Source organism: Actinoplanes sp. GCM10030250 (genome assembly GCF_042666575.1).
Taxonomy (GTDB): domain Bacteria; phylum Actinomycetota; class Actinomycetes; order Mycobacteriales; family Micromonosporaceae; genus Actinoplanes.
The window spans coordinates 144060-160483 of record NZ_JBHTDO010000019.1; the positions used below are offsets into that span (position 1 = coordinate 144060).

Sequence of the window (16424 nt, forward strand, 5' to 3'; positions counted from 1 at the left end):
CACCGAAGCGTTCTGGAAGAAGCTGGAGCAGGGCCGGGCGGCCGACGTCTCCTTCGTCCTCGACGAGCTGACCCGGCCGGACGCCACGTGGGGCGGGGCCACGCTGATCGCCCGTCCCGAATCGCGATGGCCGGGCACTCGGCCGGCGGAGCCGCCACGCTCGCCGCGATGGCCGCCGACACCCGGCTGCGCGCCGGGGTGGACATCGACGGCCTCACCTACGACCCGCTCCGCGGCACCGTGCTGTCCCGCCCGTTCCTCTTCCTGGGCCGCCGGTCCAACTTCACCCCGGGCATGCCGGCGGCGGCGACCTGGGAACGCGAATGGCAGCACCTGACCGGCTGGAAGCGCTGGCTCGTGGTGACCGGCGCGGTGCACGCCTCGTTCACCGATGTGGCCGTGCTGGCCGGGCAGATCGGCCTGGACACCGGTGCCGAACTGTCCGGGACGCGGTCATTGGAGATCACCCGCGCCTACGTGCGGGCATTCTTCGACCGGCATCTGCGCGGAGCGCCCCGGCCGTTGCTGGACCGGCCGTCGGCGCGCCATCCCGAGGTGACCCTCTGCACCCCATGAGGGCGGTCCCCGGGCTATGGGGGGATCGACAATCCGAGGCTGTGGGCCGGGCTCCGGTGGTAGAACAGGACCGACCGGAAGCCGGGAGGGCGCCGCCATGATCGATCGAGCCGGGCTCGCCGAGTTTCTCCGGCGGCGTCGCGAGTCGCTGCAGCCGGAGGACGTCGGCCTTCCGCGCGGGCAGCGCCGCAGGACGGCCGGTCTGCGGCGCGAGGAGGTCGCCACGCTCTGCCACATCTCCGCCGACTATTACAGCCGGCTGGAGCGTGAGCGCGGACCGCACCCGTCGGAGCAGATGATCGCCTCGATCGCGCAGGGCCTGCACCTGTCCCACGCCGAACGTGACCACCTGTTCCGGCTCGCCGGGCACCAGCCGCCGCAGAAGGGCGCGAGCAGCGAGCACATCAGCCCCGGTCTGCTGCGTATCCTCGACCGGCTCACCGACACACCGGCCGAGATCGTCACCGAGCTCGGCGAGACGCTGCGGCAGACCCCGCTGGGTGTCGCGCTCACCGGCGACCTGACCCGCTTCTCCGGCCCGGACCGCAGTATCGGATACCGGTGGTTCGCGCACCCGGCCGGCCGGGATCTGTACCACCCCGACGACCACGCGCACTACTCCCGGGTCTTCGCCGCCGGCCTGCGCGAGACGGTCACGCGCCGCGGGCCGGGCTCGTGGGCCGCTCAACTCCAGCACCTGCTGCTGGAGCGCAGCGAGGAGTTCCGCACCCTGTGGAACGAGCATGAGGTCGGGATTCACTTCAGCGAGCAGAAACGGTACGTGCATCCGGAGCTCGGCGTCCTCGAGCTGACGTGCCAGACGCTGTGCGATCCGATCCAGTCGCACATGCTGCTCGTCTACACGGCCGTTCCCGGCAGCGAGACCTACGAGAAGATGCAGCTCCTCTCCGTCATCGGAACCCAGCAGATCGTCGCAACCCCAGGCGGCTGACAAAGGCGCGGCTCACGCGTACGGAAAACGCGGTTGCCTTGTCTTGAGGTTTCCTGGCCGGCGCTCGGCACATTTGCTCGATGGCAAGTTCTCACGATCGCGCGAGGCGGGCCGATGGGCACGTCACGCTCGATCGGCGGCCGTTTGGTCCCCGGTGCTTGGGGAGGACGGCGTGACCACCGTTGACGTAGTGCAGGATCACTCGATGCAGACGGTTCACGCCCTGCTCGCGCTCGCCGAGCAGATGCGGCTCGGCGGCGACTACCGGTCCGGTTGCGAGGTGGCCCGCCGGGCCGCGGACCTCGCCGCCTCGACCGGTGACGCCGCCGGTGAGGCCCAGGCGCTGCGCTCGTTCGCCAACCAGCTGCTGCGGCTGGGCCAGCAGGAAGAGGCGGTCGCCGCCTGCCGGCAGGCGGTCGTGAAGCTGGAGGCGCTCGGCGACGCGGTGGGTGTCTGCGAGGTGCTCACCCTGGAGGCGATGCCGCTCATCGAGCTCGGCATGCACGAGGAGGCCCTGGACGCGCTGGCCCGGGCCCGTGACATCGCGCAGCGGCTGGGCAGCCGGGACCTGCTCTACTGGGTGCACAACCGCACCGGTGTGGTGCACGGCAGCATGGGTGACCACGAGCTGAGCACCGACTACCTGATGCGCGCGCTGAGCATGGTCGACGGGATGGACGACGAGGCCCGGTTCTGCATCCTCAACAACGTCGGCGACAACGCGGTGTACGAGGTGAGCCGGCTGCGTGGCCGGGGTGAGGCCGAGGCCGCCGAGCGGGTGCTGACCGGCGCGCTGGGCTACGTGGCGGAGGCGCTGCAGCTGGCCAGGGCGGCGAACCACCCGTTCCGCGAGTCGATCAGCCTGGACAACCACGGGATGCTGCTGGCCCTGGCCGGCGATCTCGACGGTGCCGCGCAGTCGATCGAGCAGTCGCGCCAGATCGCGGTCCGCGCCGGTTATCGCACGCTGGAGTCAGGGGCACTTCAACACCAGGCACGTGTACGCCTGATGCGTGGCGACCATGCCGAAGCGATCGAGGGCCTGCTCCTGGCCCTGGACCGGGCCCGCGAGGCGGGGGAGAAACCGATGGCGATGGAGATCTCGCGGGAGCTCTCCGGCGCGTACGAGCTGGTCGGCGACTACCTGGCGGCGCTCGGCCACTACCGGAACTTCCACGACCTCGAACGCGAGCTGCACAGCCAGGTCGCCGCGGCCCGTGCCCGGATGGCGGCGTACTACTTCGAGCTGGACAACGCCCGGCTGGAGACGGAGAACGCCCGCCTGGAGGCCGAGCTGCACCGGACCCGCAGCGACGAACTGGCCGCTGACAACCTGCTCTGGCAGCGTCAGGCGACCGAGGACGCGCTGACCGGCCTGCCGAACCGGCGCTCGGTCGACGAGCGGCTGCCGAAGCTGGCCGCCGACGGTGGCCCGATCTGCGTGGCGGTGGCCGACGTCGACCTGTTCAAACGGGTCAACGACCAGTACGGGCACTTCGTCGGCGACGAGGTGCTGCGCCGGATCGCCGGGATCCTGCTGGACCACGTCCGGGAGTCGGACCTGGTGGCCCGGCTGGGCGGTGAGGAGTTCCTGATCGCGTTGCACGCCGCCGGGCTGGAGGACGCGCGGATCAAGTGCGACCTTCTGCGGGCGAGCGTTGCGGCGTACCCGTGGGAGCAGATCGAGCCGGGCCTGGCCGTCACGATCAGCCTCGGTCTTGCCGAGATCAATGGCCCGGCGTCGCTTCCGGAGGCGATGAGCCGGGCCGACCAGCGGCTGTACGAGGCGAAACGCAGCGGCCGGAACCGGGTGCACGCCGGCTGACCGGCACTGATCCGGCGGTCAGCTGGTGCCGAACGCGGCGCCCAGGCCGGTGAGGTCGACCGAGCGCCGGGCGTGCTCGGGGACGAGGTTGACCAGAGGCCGCATCGCCTCCAGGGCGGTGAGGATCTGCCGGCCGACCCGCTCCGCCGGGCGCATGGCGTCCACCGCGACGAGGATGCCGCGGGAGGCGTACCAGTCGACGATCGGGTGGGTCACCTCGTGGTAGAGGTCGAGCCGGCGGCGGATGACCTCCTCGGTGTCGTCGGACCGGCCCTCCAGAGCCGCCCGCGCCAGCAGCCGGCGGGTCAGCTCCTCGTCGTCGGCCTTCAGGTGCAGCGCCACGTTCGCGGTCATCTCCAGGCCGCGGCCGATCTCGTACAGCGCGCGCGCCTGCGCCATGTTGCGCGGCATGCCGTCCAGGACGTAGCCGCCACCGGTGTGCTTGGCCTCGTCGAAGGCGGCACGCACCATGTCCAGCACGATCTCGTCGGGAACCAGCTCACCACGGCCGAGGTGGTCCTGGACGGCGAGGCCCAGCTCGGTGCCCCGGGCCACGTGATCGCGCAGCAGATCACCGGTGGCGATGTGCGGGATGCCGAAGTGCGTGGCGATCAGGGCGCCCTGTGTGCCCTTGCCCGCTCCGGGCGGTGCGACCAGCAAGACCCGCATGCGCATGTCCTTCCACCGACGGCCCGGCGCCGACGCCGCAGCGTAACGCTGACGATGGTAAGCCCGCGCCGTGCGGGACCGCGCCTCAGGGACCTCTGCGCGAACCCTTGCCGGCGGCACCGGCACCGGCGAGCGTTCCGCCCATCAGGTCCATCAGCTGGGGCGAGGGCCGCAGGCCGGTCTCGCCGTCGAGCAGGTGACGGAACCGGTGGAACTGCCGCAGCGCCTCGGCCCGGTTGCCCTCGGCCAGGCAGGCCCGCAGCAGGGCGTGGGTGGCGGACTCGCAGAGCGGCTCGATGCCGATCGCGGCGTAGGCGCAGTCGACGGCCAGGCCGTACTCCGCGATGTCGGTCAGCTGCGTGCTCAGGGCTTCGAGAGCGTGCATGCGGAGCTGGCGGTGCCGCTCGCGCTCGATGAGCAGCCAGTCCTCGTCCCACCCGGGCAGCAGTTCGGAGGCGAGCAGCCCGCAGGGAACCTGCCGCAGTTGCTCCGGTCCGAGATCGCGGTGGAACAGCTGCTCGGCGACCGCGAGCATCCATCGGTAGTCGACGGTCACGGCCGGGCAGAGCCGCACGCTGTCGCGGGAGCAGTCGACGACGCCCGGCACGCTCTGCCGGACCCGCCAGATCGCGGTGCGCAGGTTGGCCTGGGCGCGCTCCTGCGAGGCGTTCGTCCAGAGCCGCCCGGCGAGGACGTGGCGCTGATGACTGGTGCGGTTCAGCGCCAGGAAGCCCAGCACGCGCTGGGCGTTCGACGGTAACGCCACGGCGGTGTCGCCGGAGCACAGCTGAAAGCCTCCGAGAACCGACAGCGCCGGCGCGGCATCCGCGGTGAGAACTGACATGAACCGGGCACCCCCCCAGCCGCCGGATCACCTTTGCAGTCCCACCGTAAGCCTTCAGCGTCAACGCATCGTCTCCCGGTGCGACGCGCGTGGGGTCCGACTGCCGACACTTGGCCGGCCGGCCGGTCCGTCCCGGTTGCGCCGCGGCGGGGACGCGGGGGAGACGGTGGAGGGACGGTGGGCGAGCGCCGCGGCCGAATCCTGGGTCCATGTCGGACTACCCGGATCCCTCCTTTCCGTGGGCCACCGTCGTGGTGCGGGCCTGGGTGCAGGAGGGGCGGTGCATCGTCCGGATGACGTTCGCCGACGCCGACCGCGGCGCGGTGGTGTTCTACGAGCCGTCCGGTTCGGCCGCCGGCCGCCGACTCGCCCGGTGGCTCGACGAGTTCTCCGGGCACGCCCCCGAGGCCGGGCCGGCGCCCGGAGACGAAGGGGAGACGCCACGACGACGGTCGGGCATCGCGCCGTTCCCTAGCGTGTCCGACCGACAGCAGGGCCGCGATGAGGAGACCTGATGGACACGATGGAGTCGACGCAAGACTGGACCTCCCCGTTCGCCGGCGCCAGGGTCGGCCCGGGCGCCCTCGCGGGGGAGGCCGAGCTGCCCGCACCGGCGTTCGAGCGGTACTCACCGGGCCCGGCGTCACCGTTCGCCGAGGCGATGGGCGACGCCGACGGCCGTCAGGCTGAGGAGGCCGGCTGGCAGTCGCTGGTGGACGAGCTGGCCGACGAGTCCTTCGACGAGACCCTCGAGGCGCTCACCGACGAGGCGGCCGGGCGCTATCTGCGGGCTCGCTCCCGTACGCCGATGGGCAACGACACCGCCGACACCGCCGCTCAGGAGGTCGAGGCGTGGCTGGCGGGCCAGGCCGAGGTCGTCGACCGGGCGCTGACCCGGCTCGAGGGGGAGTACGCCGAGCGGTTCCTGTCGGAGGCCGAGGCCGAGGCGCTCGCCGACTCGATCGGAGGCCGGTCCGGTGACGAATCACCCGCCGCGGCGACCGAGCAGTTCCTCGGCGGCCTGGTCCGTAAGGCGATGAAGGTGGCGAAGGCGGGCGTCAAGGTGCTCGGCAAGGTGCTCCCGATGGGGCACGTCTTCCGGCTGATCCGCCGCCTGGCGCGCCCGCTGCTCAAGCGGGTCCTCGACAAGGCCCTCGGGCGGCTGCCGGCGCCGTTGCAGGAACCGGCCCGGACCCTGGCGGCCAAGCTGGGCCTGAGCGAGGACGAGACCGCCGAGGCGTTCTCCACCGGCGAGCTGTTCGACCAGGAGCTGGCACAGCTGCTGACGGCACCGACCGAGGGGCTGGCCGAGGAACTGCTCACCGAGTGGGAGGCGGAGGCCTCCGCGCCGGCACCCGATCCGCTGACCGGGCTGGACCGGGCCCGCGCGACGCTGACCGAGCAGCTCGCCGGCGCCGACCCGGGGCGGGCCCCCACCGAGGAGCTCGAACAGTTCATCCCGGCGGTGATGGCGGCGATGCCGCTGATCCGAACCGGTCTGAAGATCATCGGGCGGGATCGGGTGGTGCGGTTCCTCGCCACGCATCTCGCCACCCTCATCCAGCCGCACATCGGCCCGGAGGCGGCGAAGGCGCTCGCGCCGCGGATCGCCGACACCGGCCTGCGGCTGCTCTCGCTGGAGGCGGAGGTCCCCGAGCGGCTCGGTGCCGAGGCGCTCACCGACACGCTGGAGGAGGCCGTGCGTACGGTCCTCGAGCTACCGCAGGCGTCGCTGGCCGACCCGGTGCGCCTGGAGTCGGCGACCGACATCGCCCTGGCCGAGGCCGCCGCCCGGCTGCTGCCCGCCGCCGCCCTGCGACCCGACCTCGACACCTTCGAGTCCGGCGACCGTGAGGCCACCTGGGTGCTGATGCCGCGGCGGACACCGCGCTGCCGCCGCTACCGCACCTACGGCCGGGTCTTCGACGTCACCATCAGCCGCCCGCAGGCCCGCGCGATCGTGCTGCGCGGCGAGGACACCCTGGAGGAGCGGCTGCAGGAGGCCGGGGTCGAGAGGTGGCCGGTCACCGGCGAGGTGCGCCTCTTCGAGACGATGCCCGGCACCCGGCCCGGTCACTTCGGCGCGTTCGAGGACGAGTCCGGCACCGCCGACGCCGGAGAGCTGGAGGAGCTGACACCCGAGGTGGCCACCCTGCTGCTCGGCCGCCCGGGACTGGGCCGCCACTTCCCGCCCGGCGCGCGGCCGTTCGGGCCGGGCCGCCGGCTCTTCCGGCTGGTGGTGCCGGGACGGACGCTGAAGCGCCGCCGTCCCCGCCTCGTGGTGCGGCTCGACGGTGCGGCAGCGCAGCCCGCGCTCCGGCTGCACCTGCGCCTCGGCGAGCGCAGCAGCGGAGTGCTCGCCGGCCACCTGACCCGGCAGGCCTACCCGGACGCGCTGGGCGCGGTCACCAAGCTGGTCGGGCCGGTCGTCCGCCGCCATCTGGCCGGCAAGCTCGTGCTGCGCCTGCGCCGGGCGGTGGGCGCCGCGGTGGCACCGGCACGCGGCGAGGCCCTGGCCAACCATCTGGTCGAGAGCATGCTGCGGGCGCTGTCGGCGCAGTTGCCGGGGTCGGCGGCGGCGATCCTGGCGGCCATCAAGGATCCCGCCGCCGGGATCACGCTGACGTTCGCCTTCACCTTCGCCGACCGGCAGGCGCTGCAGAGCGGGGAGCCCGGCGAGCCGACGATGACCGTACGGCCGGGGCCGCACCATGACTGAGCAGTACCTGCGCGCCGAGCTGGCCCACTGGCGGGGAGCCATCACGGGCCTGTCCGACCTCGACACGGTGGCCGCACCGGCCGCCTGGGCGATGCTGGAGGACTACCTGCGGCTGCGCCTGCGGGAACGGCTCGAACGGTCGATCGCCGTGCTGGCGGCCGAGGGCAGCGCGATCGCCGTGTCGCTCGACGTGGGTGAGTCGCCGGACCGGATCCGCGAGCGGCTGCTCGTGCTGCGCCGCAGGTACATCGAGGTGGAAACGGTCGTCGACTTCTACGGCGACGCCGTCAACTCCCGGACGAACGCGGCGCTCGGCGCCGTGCTCGGCGGGCTGGACACGCTCGCCTGCGACTCGATGGAGATCGTGCTGCGCCCGCTGGGCATCGAGGTGCCGCCGGCTCTGGTCTACGTCGACAAGGGCATGGGCGCCGCGATCCTGCGGGCCGGCGTACGGCTGTGGGGGCCGGGCGGCGTGTCGCCGGTGGCCGCCATCAAGCTCACCCGGCACAACCTCGGCCACCCGACCGCGCTGTTCCACGAGACCGGCCACCAGGTGGCGGCCCTGACCGGCTGGGTGCCGCAGCTGGCGGACGCCCTGCACAGCGTGCTGGCCGGCGGTTCGCCGGCCGTCGCGGACCTGTGGCCCGGCTGGGCGAGCGAGATCGCGGCCGACGTGCACGCCTTCGTGCTGGCCGGCTGGTCACCGATCCCGGCGCTGGCCCGGGTCGTCGACGGGCCCACCTCGGCCGTGCACCGGATCCGGATCGGCGACCCGCACCCGCCGGCGTGGCTGCGGGTGATGTTCAACGCGCAGCTGTGCCGGGCGGCGTACGGCGCCGGGCCCTGGGACGACCTGACCAGGACCTGGACCCTGCGGCACGACCCGCGGCGCGCCGAGTCCGCCGGAGCCCGGGTCGCCATGGCCAGCCTGCCGATGCTGCCGAGGCTCGCCGAGACCTGCCTGACCATGGCGTTCCCGGCGTTCGGCGGCCGGGCGATCACCGCGCTCGCCGATCCCGGGCTGGTCTCCCCGGCGGCCCTTGAGGCGTTCGAACTCCAGGCCGGGCCGGCCCTGCTCACCTCGGCCCATCTCGCCCGGCGGCGGCCCCTCCAGGTGGTCGCGCTGCTGACCCGCGACGAGCCGCCGGACCCCGCGCGGGCCGCCGCGGCCACCCGCCGCCTGCACGGCTGGCTGGCGAAACTCGCACCGATCCCGCTGCCCAGCGCAGCCTGACTCTCCGCGAAGGGACCTCTCATGGCCACCACGAACACCAACCCGCCACCGTACGACCAGACGCTCGCACAGATCCTGACCGCGCTCGAGTCGATCGCCGCCGCCGTCAACCGCGGCTCCGAGTTGATCGTCGACAACGCGGACGAACGCCAGGCCAGCCAGGACCAGTCCACGGCGATCGTCGACTACCTGGTGCTGCGTGAGCTCGTGGGCCGCCAGGCCGACGGGAACAGGCGCACCGTCGGGGCGACCAGGTTCACCGACAAGGTGGTGGTGTTCGACGGGCAGATCCCGGCCACCGCCGCCAAGGTCGCCGTCTTCACCCGCCGCAGCGTCGCGCCCGACGAGGTGGCCGAGATCGCTTTCGACGACGGTCCGATCGTGGACCTGGTCCGCAAGCAGCGGGGCACCCGCCGCGGCAACGGCGGCAGCGAACCCGTCGTCGGGTTCGTGCTGGCCAACGTCACCGACGACCAGCCGATCGCGCGGATCGAACTGCGCGACGCCGCGGATCTTGCCGTGGCGCTCGGCCCGCGCCTGGCACCCGTGTCCTGACGCCACCTTCTCATCGAGACGAGACGAGGAATCCATGTTCCGCAACCTGGCCCGGCTGATCACCGCGCCTCCCGAGCTGGGCCCGTCCGGCCCGGCGATCCAGGTGTTCCGCGTGCACCCGTTCCAGCTCAGCCGCTGGCTGGAGGAGGCATGGGTGTCCGCCCGGACGGTACCCGAGTTCGGTGTCCGTACCGTCAACGCCCTGCCGTTCCTCGGCAGTGACCAGATCGTCGACATCCTCGACCTGCCGGCGCCGTCGGCGGCCACTGTCGCACCGCCGTTCCCGTCGGGCATCAACCCGGCCGACGTCGGCACCTTCAACGGGCAGGTGTTCAGCGGGACCCTGCCGCTGATCTGGGACCACCTGATCTACGCCTATCTGCTGGAGTGCACCGGCGTGGTCGAGGTGATGGCCGAGGTCGTCCGCCGGTTCGCGGTGGGCGAGACGCTCAACACCCTCAGCGCCGACGGCACACGATGGGTACGGGCAACCGAGGAGCTGTTCCTGCGCGAGCCACCGCTGTTCGCGATCTCCGGCATCGTCAGCGAGGCCCGCCCGGACCTGCGGGTGACCCGGCGCAACAACTACTGGCGGATGTTCGGCATGGAACCGCCGCACCAGGTGCCCGCCCGCTACCGCAAGTTCGGCCACGCCGACCAGAGCTGGCGCGCCGACACCGGCGAGGGTGTCAACTCCGGCTTCCGGGAGAAGTGGACCGAGCTGCTGCGCCAGGTGTGGCTGGGCTTCGAGAACGCCCGCAACGGCATCGGCCCGAACGCCACCGACCGCGAGTACGTCGCGTTCCTCTGCCAGTCCCTGCGCGACATGATGACCATGCGCCGTCGCGGCGGTCAGCTGGCCCGCGAGGAGTTCGTGCACGTCACGACGCTGAGCTGGTTCCACCTCACCCTGGATTCCGACACGCCGATCGTGGCCGACCTCAAGGCCGAGGCGACCAACCCGGCGGACCGGCTGGCGAAGATCGCCGAGCGGGTCGGCATGTCCGCGGCGCCGCGCTCCTACGAGCTGTTCGAACTGGCCGACCTGATGTCCGCGCTGCTGCGGGCGATCGAGCTGGGCCTGTTCGACCGGGGCGAGGACGCCGAGACGCTGTTCCTGGACATCGCCGGTAACGAGGGGGTGCGGCGCGACATGAACCGCATCATCGACCTGTGGCAGTCCGCCACCGGTGACCGGGTCAAGGACCGGCCCAACCAGCCGGTACGGGTACCGGGCCTGCCCACGGCCGCACGGGCGTCCTCGGCCGCCGGTGGTGGCACCGGCAGGCAGGTCGCGCCGGCCGCCACCCTCAACCCGGCGCCGCCGATGATGAGCGCGCCGCCCGTACCGGCGGTCTCCAGCGCCTCACGCAACGGAAACCACTGAGGAGCCGTCATGGAGACGCCCTTCGCGGTCGTCGGCGCGGCGACGGAGCGGGAACGTGTCGGCGCCGACGACTCACGCGCGCGCATCCGGGACACCTCGGCTGTGCCACACCGCTGGGTCTGCTCGCTGGACGTGACCTGGCCGGGAAACGACCCGGACCGATTCGGCCGTGGTTCCGGGGTCCTGGTGGGTCCGCGGCAGGTGCTCACGGCCGCACACTGCATCTACCGGACCCGTGACGGTGCCACCCCGCTGTCGGTGTACGCCGCACCGGGGCGCAACGGCCGTACCGACCCGATCGGGCGGGTCAAGGCGGTGGCGTACAGCGTGTCGAGCGCGTACCTCAGCGATCTGGTCGTGGGCCGGACCACGATCCGGGGCCCACGGGTGAACTCGCGGTTCGACATCGCCCTGGTCACGCTGGAGCGCAACGTCGCCGACGTGGTACACGACCGGGCCAAGGATCCGCGCCCGTACGGCCACTGGGGACACCTCCACGAGGGCCGGTTCACCCACCTCAGGGGCCTGGAGAGCACGTTCCTCGCCGGGAAACCGGTGACCGTCGCCGGTTACCCGGGCGACTACTGCGGCACCGCGCGGCTCGGTGACGGGCCCTGCGACGCGCTGCGCGACCAGTCGACGGTGCCGTTCTCCGGCACCGGGGTCGTGGCCTTCGACCAGCGGCTGCCCGGGGTGCTGCTGCACACCGCCGACACCCACAAGGGGCAGAGCGGCTCGCCGGTCTGGATGCGGTTCCGCGACGGCACCCGCTATCTGATCGGCATCCACACCGGGCCCGGCACCAAGGACGCGTCGACCGGCCTGACCCTGAACAACCATGCCGTCCACCTCAGCACCGAGGTGGTCACGCTGATCAAGTCGTGGATGCCGGGGGTGAACGTCGTATGAGCGCCCCGGCCGGCTACGCCCTCGATGCGGAGCGGATAGGCACCGACGACCGGCGAGCGGTGACCGACACCTGGGCTGTTCCGTTCCGCTGGATCTGCTCGCTGCGGATCACCTACGCGACCGGGCCGGCCGGACGCGGGACGGGCCTGCTCGTCGGCCCGCGGCAGGTGCTGACGGCCGCACACTGCCTCTACCGCAAGAGCGACGGGGCCGGTCCGGTGACGGTCGAGGTGATCCCCGGACGGTCCGGGCGCACGTTTCCCGTCGGCACGTTCACCGCTTCCACCTTCAGCGTGCCGTCGGCCTTTCTGACCACCCCGCCCGGCAGCGCGATGAAGGTTCGCGCGGGGTCGGCCGTCGACGTCGCGATGATCACGCTGGATCGCGACATCGACCGGATCGTTCCGGCCGGCCGGCCCGCCGGCCAGATGCTCGGCCACTGGGGACACCCGCAGCTCGGTCAGCGGACGCGGATGCGCGCGCTCGGCAGCGATTTCCTCAAGGGCAGGCCGGTCACCGTGTGCGGCTATCCCACCGACCGGTGCGGGCGTGAGGTACGCGGCGCGCAGTGCGACCGGCGGGACTTCGCCAGCGTGCCGTTCGTGCACCACGGCACGGTCAGCTTCGCCGCCACGCTGCCCGGCCGGCTGCTGTACGACGCCGACACCTTCGAGGGCCAGAGCGGGGCGCCGGTGTGGCTCCGCACGACCGACGGCAGCCGATACCTCGCGGGGATCCATCTCGGTGCCCGCGTGCTGCGGGACGCGAAGACCGGGCTGAACCTTCCGGTTACCGCCAACAAGGCCCGCCATCTGGACGCGGACACGCTGACGCTGATCCGGTCCTGGATGCCCGACCTGACAGGAGTGAGCAGATGAGCCCGACTTTCCGGCTGGTCCCGGAGCCTGGCCCGCTGATGCGCGGTGAGGCACCCGAGGAGGCCGAGGCCGACCTGACCGAGACGGAGCTGGAGTATCTGGCGGGCCTCGGCGCGGCAGAGCCGGAGTATTTCGAGCCCGGGGAGGATGAGCTGGCCGAGCCGGAATTCCTCGATTCTGAGCTGCTCTCGCCTGAGTCGCTCTCGTCTGAGCTGCCTTCGTCTGTGTTGCTCGAGGGGGAGACTGACGACGACGCGGAGCGGGTGGCCGGGGCGCTGGCGGCTCGGCGTACGGCTCAGGAGGACGAGTTCCAGACACCCCGGCGTCAGCGCTGGACGCACTGCTTCACCGCCGACGAGGCCGCTCAGACCGTCCGGCTGTACGAGGAGAACGTCGACGCGGCGGCCTCCGACCCGCCCGGCCAGAACATCGACCGGGCGTCGTGCATCGTGATGCTCAACGTCGGGCTCGGCCGGCTGCTGAGCCTGCGCACCGCCGACCACCCGGCCCGTGGCCGCACCTCGGCGATGCCGCGCCGGCCCCGGACCGTGCCGATGGGCGTCCTGACGGTCAACTCCGTCGACGGGGCCCTCAACCAGCTGGTCCGGCAGGGCCGCGCCACCGGCCCGCTGGTCATCGACTTCAACGACTCCCGGGGCCGGCGCGCGGGCAGCCTGGCGCCGGTCTCGCTACGGTCGAGCGTGCTCGCCGCGGTGGTCGACCGTGCGCCCAACAGCGGTTGCTGGTACGCCTTCGGGCTCTCCCTCGTCGACGCGACACACAGCGTGATGCTGCTCGTCGACTTCACCGGGTCGAGCCGGCGCATCTACTGGCTTGACCAGTTCACCCGGGGCCTGACCCGGGAGGTCACGACCACCCTCGACGCCGAGATCACCACCTTCACCCAGGCCCTGTGGCAGCGAAAACTCGACACGAAGGGCGTCCGGTTCTCCACCCCGGTACGCCTGTGGCGGCTCCGGAAACCCGTCACCACCCCATGACGCCGCTGCCAGCCGGTGGCGGCGCCGGAATCCCGGCGCCGCCACATCGCGCCGCTGTCAGGCTGTGGTGCAGGTGGAGCCGTTGAGCGCGTACGCGGTCGGTGGCCCGCTGTTGCCGGTGTGGGTGGCCTGGAAGCCGAAGCTGACCGACGCGCCCGGTGCCAGCGCCGCGTTGTAGGAGACGTTCGTGGCTGTCACCCGTCCCGAGGCGGGGGAGTAGGTGGCGTTCCAGCCGCTGGTGATGGTCTGACCCGACGCGAGGGTGAATGCCAGGTTCCAGCCGTTGATGGTGGAGTTGCCGGTGTTGGTGACGGTGATGCCGGCCGTCAGCCCGCTGTTCCACGCGTTGACCGTGCTGGTGGCACGGCATGCCGCACCGCCGGGCTGGGACGGGCTCGGGCTGCCGGGCTGGGACGGGCTCGGCGAGCCGGGGCCGGGTGAGCTGGGACTGGGCGTGGGGCTGGAGGGCGGGGTCGTGCTGCCGAACTGGCTGAAGAACTGCCACACCTCGGTGGAGACCCAGGAGGACGAGGCGTTGCGGTCGGTCGGCAGCGGTACGTGGTCGCCGTCGTGTGCGGCCCACTGGACCGGATACCCGGCTCGGCAACCCGAGTAGGCGGTGGTGATGTGTGTGCCGCTGTTCTGTGCCGGCTCCGGGGGGTTCTGCGCCGTGCAGCCGTTGGCGCGGACGAAGGTGTCCCGGATCGACCGGCCGGACGAGATGTTCAGGACGCTGTCCCGGATGCCGTGGATGCCGAAGTAGGCGACCGGCTGGGAGCCCGGCGAGCATCCGCTGAGGTTGGCACCGGCGATCGGCGCGACCGCCCGGAACACGGTGGGCCGGGCGCAGGCCAGGGCGTAGCTCATCGCGCCGCCGTAGCTGAAGCCCAGCGCGAACCGCTGGGAGGTGTCGACGCACAGGTCGTTCTCGACCGTCCGCAGGATGTCGTCGACCAGGGTGACGTCGCGCCCGCCGGTGTTGGCCCAGCCGGCGTCGAGGCCCTGCGGTGCCACGAAGATCGCGCTGTTGCCGGCGCGTTGCTGCAGCCCGTAGAACCCGTTGCCGACCACGTCGTTGGCGCTGCCGTTGAGCCAGTGCAGCCCGACGACGAGCCGGTACGACTGGCTGCTGGTGTAGTTGCCCGGCAGCCGCAGGATGTAGGTGCGCGCCCGGCCGCCGCTCTGGATCGTGTAGGTGCCGTCGCGCAGGGTCGGTGCCTTTCCGCACCCGGCGGTGGCTGCGAGAGCGCCGGTCTGCTCGGCCGACGCGGTTCCGCCGGTCAGGACCGCCACGCCGGCGACGATCAGCATCGCCGAGGCCGCGATCGCCGTACCCATGAACCTGCTTTTGTGTGTTGTTCGCTGTGTCATCGGAAAACCTCCCTGTCAGCGGCGCGGGGTCAGCAGGCCGGGACGGTAGGGCAGCAGGCCGTAGTCGCCGCCGGAGCTGGGCGAACGGCCCTGGTAGAGCAGCTGCAGGTTGCACGGGTCGACGGTCATCGTCTGGTCGGCGCTGGTGCGGATCAGCTCGCCGTGGCTGATGTCGTTGGTCCAGGTGGCACCGCTGTTGGCCTTGCCGGCGAACGGGTTGCTCTCGGTCGCGGCCTGCGGGGTCCAGGTGCCGCCGAGGCTGGTGGCGGTGAAGGAGCGGAAGTAGCGCCCGTTGGCGCCGATCGCCTCGACGATCATCAGGTACTGGTTCTGGCCCTGGACCTTGTAGACCTGGGGCGCCTCGAACAGGTTGTTCGTCGAGTCACTCATGATCGTGGTGTAGGAGGAGCCGAAGCTGCCGGGGAAGTTCCCGATCGGCATGCTCGCTCGGTAGATCTTGCCGTTGTCGCCGGCGAAGAACAGGTACATGTTCTGTCCGTCGCCGATCAGGGTCTGGTCGATCACCCCGGTGCTGGAGCCGGTGATGCTGCCGGTGAACAGCGTTTGCGGTGCTGACCAGCCGTTGGCGTTCGTGGGGTCGCTGGAGGTCTTGTAGCTGAACGCGGTGGGACCCCACTGGTAGGCGAGTACCCAGATGTTCTTCGGCGCGAAGTAGAACAGCGAGGGAGCGACGGTGCCGGAGGACATCGCGTTCTGGCTCGCCGAGGCGAGGTCGGACCAGTTGGTGATGAGGCTGAAGTTCATCGAGCCCCAGGACGACCCGTGGTCGTGGGTCGTCGCGTAGACGAGGTGCTTGCCGTTGTAGGGGGCCGTGGTGAAGTCCTTCAGCGAGACCCAGCCGGATCTCGGGTTCGCCAGCGAGCCGGTCGAGTTCCAGCGATAGGACGAGGGAAGGGTGCACGTGCCGGGCTGCGAGGGCGAAGTGCTCGGCGAGGGGGAATTGCTCGGGGAGGGTGAGCTGCTCGGGGAGGGTGAACCGCTCGGGGAAGGCGACGGGCCGGTGCTGCCGGTGCACGCCACGCCGTTGACGGCGAAACTCGCCGGTGCCGGGTTGGTGGCTCCGGACGACCCGTTGAAGCCGAACGACACGGTGCCGTTGGTGGCGACCGAGCCGTTGTAGCTGACGTTCTTCGCGGTGACTGCCGCGCCGCTCTGGGTCAGCGTCGTGTTCCACGCCTGCGTCACCGTCTGCCCGGCGCCGAACGACCAGGTCAGCGTCCAGCTGGTCAACGGGTCACCGAGGTTCGTGATCGACACGTTGGCGCCGAACCCGCCCTGCCACTGCGACGACAGGGCGTAGTTCACCGAACAGCCCGCGGCCGCGGCGTCGGCCGGTAACGTCACGGCGACCGCGGCCGCGGCCAGCAGCGCGACGCCGGCCGACGCGAGGCCGGCGTTTGTCGCTCGGGATCTGGTCATGAGGGGATCTCCTTACCGGGGGATGGCGGCATTGCGCATTCGCCGGCATCAAAGCCGGGTGAGC

The 16424-nt window shown here is 71.7% G+C and carries 15 protein-coding genes; 11 read left to right on the forward strand and 4 right to left on the reverse strand.

The genetic code is table 11. The features are described 5' to 3' along the window. The first annotated feature begins 168 nt into the window (after window positions 1–168). The 3 genes from ACFQV6_RS24080 to ACFQV6_RS24090 all read left to right on the forward strand — a co-directional run bounded on the left by ACFQV6_RS24080 (window position 169) and on the right by ACFQV6_RS24090 (window position 3353). The gene (locus ACFQV6_RS24080) at window positions 169–576 is read left to right on the forward strand and encodes a hypothetical protein (RefSeq protein WP_378029827.1); all 408 of its coding nucleotides are present in this window, start codon (window positions 169–171) and stop codon (window positions 574–576) included. 97 nt (window positions 577–673) lie between these two features. After that, window positions 674–1528, forward strand: a complete 855-nt coding sequence (locus ACFQV6_RS24085) for a helix-turn-helix transcriptional regulator (RefSeq protein ID WP_378029828.1) — start codon at window positions 674–676, stop codon at window positions 1526–1528. Between the two features lie 172 nt (window positions 1529–1700). Further along, window positions 1701–3353: a diguanylate cyclase gene (locus ACFQV6_RS24090; protein ID WP_378029829.1), complete on the forward strand. Its 1653-nt coding sequence runs from the start codon at window positions 1701–1703 to the stop codon at window positions 3351–3353. Window positions 3354–3371: 18 nt separating this feature from the next. Here the strand turns inward: ACFQV6_RS24090 and ACFQV6_RS24095 are convergent, their stop codons facing one another. Both ACFQV6_RS24095 and ACFQV6_RS24100 read right to left on the reverse strand, forming a co-directional pair. Further along, window positions 3372–4022, reverse strand: a complete 651-nt coding sequence (locus tag ACFQV6_RS24095; protein WP_378029830.1) for an adenylate kinase — start codon at window positions 4020–4022, stop codon at window positions 3372–3374. A gap of 85 nt (window positions 4023–4107) precedes the next feature. Continuing rightward, window positions 4108–4866 carry a BTAD domain-containing putative transcriptional regulator gene (locus tag ACFQV6_RS24100; RefSeq protein WP_378029831.1) on the reverse strand — a complete coding sequence of 253 codons (759 nt, stop codon included), beginning with the start codon at window positions 4864–4866 and terminating at the stop codon, window positions 4108–4110. 209 nt (window positions 4867–5075) lie between these two features. Between ACFQV6_RS24100 and ACFQV6_RS24105 the strand changes: the two genes are divergently transcribed. The 8 genes from ACFQV6_RS24105 to ACFQV6_RS24140 are packed head-to-tail and all read left to right on the forward strand — an operon-like array spanning window position 5076 to window position 13549. Then, window positions 5076–5381: a hypothetical protein gene (locus ACFQV6_RS24105; protein ID WP_378029832.1), complete on the forward strand. Its 306-nt coding sequence runs from the start codon at window positions 5076–5078 to the stop codon at window positions 5379–5381. Further along, window positions 5381–7585 carry a hypothetical protein gene (locus tag ACFQV6_RS24110; RefSeq protein ID WP_378029833.1) on the forward strand — a complete coding sequence of 735 codons (2205 nt, stop codon included), beginning with the start codon at window positions 5381–5383 and terminating at the stop codon, window positions 7583–7585. The genes ACFQV6_RS24105 and ACFQV6_RS24110 overlap by 1 nt, the downstream gene beginning before the upstream one ends. Further along, window positions 7578–8819, forward strand: coding sequence for a hypothetical protein (locus ACFQV6_RS24115; protein WP_378029834.1), 1242 nt, complete (start codon window positions 7578–7580; stop codon window positions 8817–8819). Before ACFQV6_RS24110 ends, ACFQV6_RS24115 begins: the two co-directional genes overlap by 8 nt. Window positions 8820–8840: 21 nt before the next feature. After that, entirely contained in the window at window positions 8841–9374 is a 534-nt protein-coding gene (locus ACFQV6_RS24120; protein ID WP_378029835.1) for a hypothetical protein, read from the forward strand. Between the two features lie 34 nt (window positions 9375–9408). Continuing rightward, window positions 9409–10761 (forward strand): hypothetical protein, encoded by a 1353-nt coding sequence (locus ACFQV6_RS24125; RefSeq protein ID WP_378029836.1) that lies wholly within the window; start codon window positions 9409–9411, stop codon window positions 10759–10761. A gap of 9 nt (window positions 10762–10770) precedes the next feature. Continuing rightward, complete coding sequence (locus ACFQV6_RS24130; RefSeq protein WP_378029837.1) at window positions 10771–11670, forward strand: trypsin-like serine peptidase; 900 nt, start codon at window positions 10771–10773, stop codon at window positions 11668–11670. After that, window positions 11667–12548 (forward strand): trypsin-like serine peptidase, encoded by an 882-nt coding sequence (locus tag ACFQV6_RS24135; protein ID WP_378029838.1) that lies wholly within the window; start codon window positions 11667–11669, stop codon window positions 12546–12548. The genes ACFQV6_RS24130 and ACFQV6_RS24135 overlap by 4 nt, the downstream gene beginning before the upstream one ends. After that, window positions 12545–13549 carry a hypothetical protein gene (locus ACFQV6_RS24140; RefSeq protein ID WP_378029839.1) on the forward strand — a complete coding sequence of 335 codons (1005 nt, stop codon included), beginning with the start codon at window positions 12545–12547 and terminating at the stop codon, window positions 13547–13549. Before ACFQV6_RS24135 ends, ACFQV6_RS24140 begins: the two co-directional genes overlap by 4 nt. Window positions 13550–13606: 57 nt before the next feature. On the opposite strand, the gene ACFQV6_RS24145 is transcribed toward ACFQV6_RS24140, so the two are convergent. Both ACFQV6_RS24145 and ACFQV6_RS24150 read right to left on the reverse strand, forming a co-directional pair. Further along, the gene (locus ACFQV6_RS24145; RefSeq protein ID WP_378029840.1) at window positions 13607–14887 is read right to left on the reverse strand and encodes a cellulose binding domain-containing protein; all 1281 of its coding nucleotides are present in this window, start codon (window positions 14885–14887) and stop codon (window positions 13607–13609) included. A gap of 48 nt (window positions 14888–14935) precedes the next feature. Next, window positions 14936–16360 (reverse strand): non-reducing end alpha-L-arabinofuranosidase family hydrolase, encoded by a 1425-nt coding sequence (locus tag ACFQV6_RS24150; RefSeq protein ID WP_378029841.1) that lies wholly within the window; start codon window positions 16358–16360, stop codon window positions 14936–14938. Between the last annotated feature and the right edge of the window lie 64 nt (window positions 16361–16424).

Excerpts from the sequence above, each read along its gene's own strand:
- ACFQV6_RS24145 (WP_378029840.1), bottom strand. The coding sequence starts at position 14,887 with ATGGGTACGGCGATCGCGGCCTCGGCGATGCTGATCGTCGCCGGCGTG.
- ACFQV6_RS24115 (WP_378029834.1), top strand. The coding sequence starts at position 7,578 with ATGACTGAGCAGTACCTGCGCGCCGAGCTGGCCCACTGGCGGGGAGCC.
- ACFQV6_RS24150 (WP_378029841.1), bottom strand. The coding sequence starts at position 16,360 with ATGACCAGATCCCGAGCGACAAACGCCGGCCTCGCGTCGGCCGGCGTC.
- ACFQV6_RS24140 (WP_378029839.1), top strand. The coding sequence starts at position 12,545 with ATGAGCCCGACTTTCCGGCTGGTCCCGGAGCCTGGCCCGCTGATGCGC.
- ACFQV6_RS24105 (WP_378029832.1), top strand. The coding sequence starts at position 5,076 with ATGTCGGACTACCCGGATCCCTCCTTTCCGTGGGCCACCGTCGTGGTG.
- ACFQV6_RS24085 (WP_378029828.1), top strand. The coding sequence starts at position 674 with ATGATCGATCGAGCCGGGCTCGCCGAGTTTCTCCGGCGGCGTCGCGAG.
- ACFQV6_RS24080 (WP_378029827.1), top strand. The coding sequence starts at position 169 with ATGGCCGCCGACACCCGGCTGCGCGCCGGGGTGGACATCGACGGCCTC.
- ACFQV6_RS24120 (WP_378029835.1), top strand. The coding sequence starts at position 8,841 with ATGGCCACCACGAACACCAACCCGCCACCGTACGACCAGACGCTCGCA.
- ACFQV6_RS24130 (WP_378029837.1), top strand. The coding sequence starts at position 10,771 with ATGGAGACGCCCTTCGCGGTCGTCGGCGCGGCGACGGAGCGGGAACGT.
- ACFQV6_RS24095 (WP_378029830.1), bottom strand. The coding sequence starts at position 4,022 with ATGCGGGTCTTGCTGGTCGCACCGCCCGGAGCGGGCAAGGGCACACAG.
- ACFQV6_RS24110 (WP_378029833.1), top strand. The coding sequence starts at position 5,381 with ATGGACACGATGGAGTCGACGCAAGACTGGACCTCCCCGTTCGCCGGC.
- ACFQV6_RS24100 (WP_378029831.1), bottom strand. The coding sequence starts at position 4,866 with ATGTCAGTTCTCACCGCGGATGCCGCGCCGGCGCTGTCGGTTCTCGGA.
- ACFQV6_RS24135 (WP_378029838.1), top strand. The coding sequence starts at position 11,667 with ATGAGCGCCCCGGCCGGCTACGCCCTCGATGCGGAGCGGATAGGCACC.
- ACFQV6_RS24125 (WP_378029836.1), top strand. The coding sequence starts at position 9,409 with ATGTTCCGCAACCTGGCCCGGCTGATCACCGCGCCTCCCGAGCTGGGC.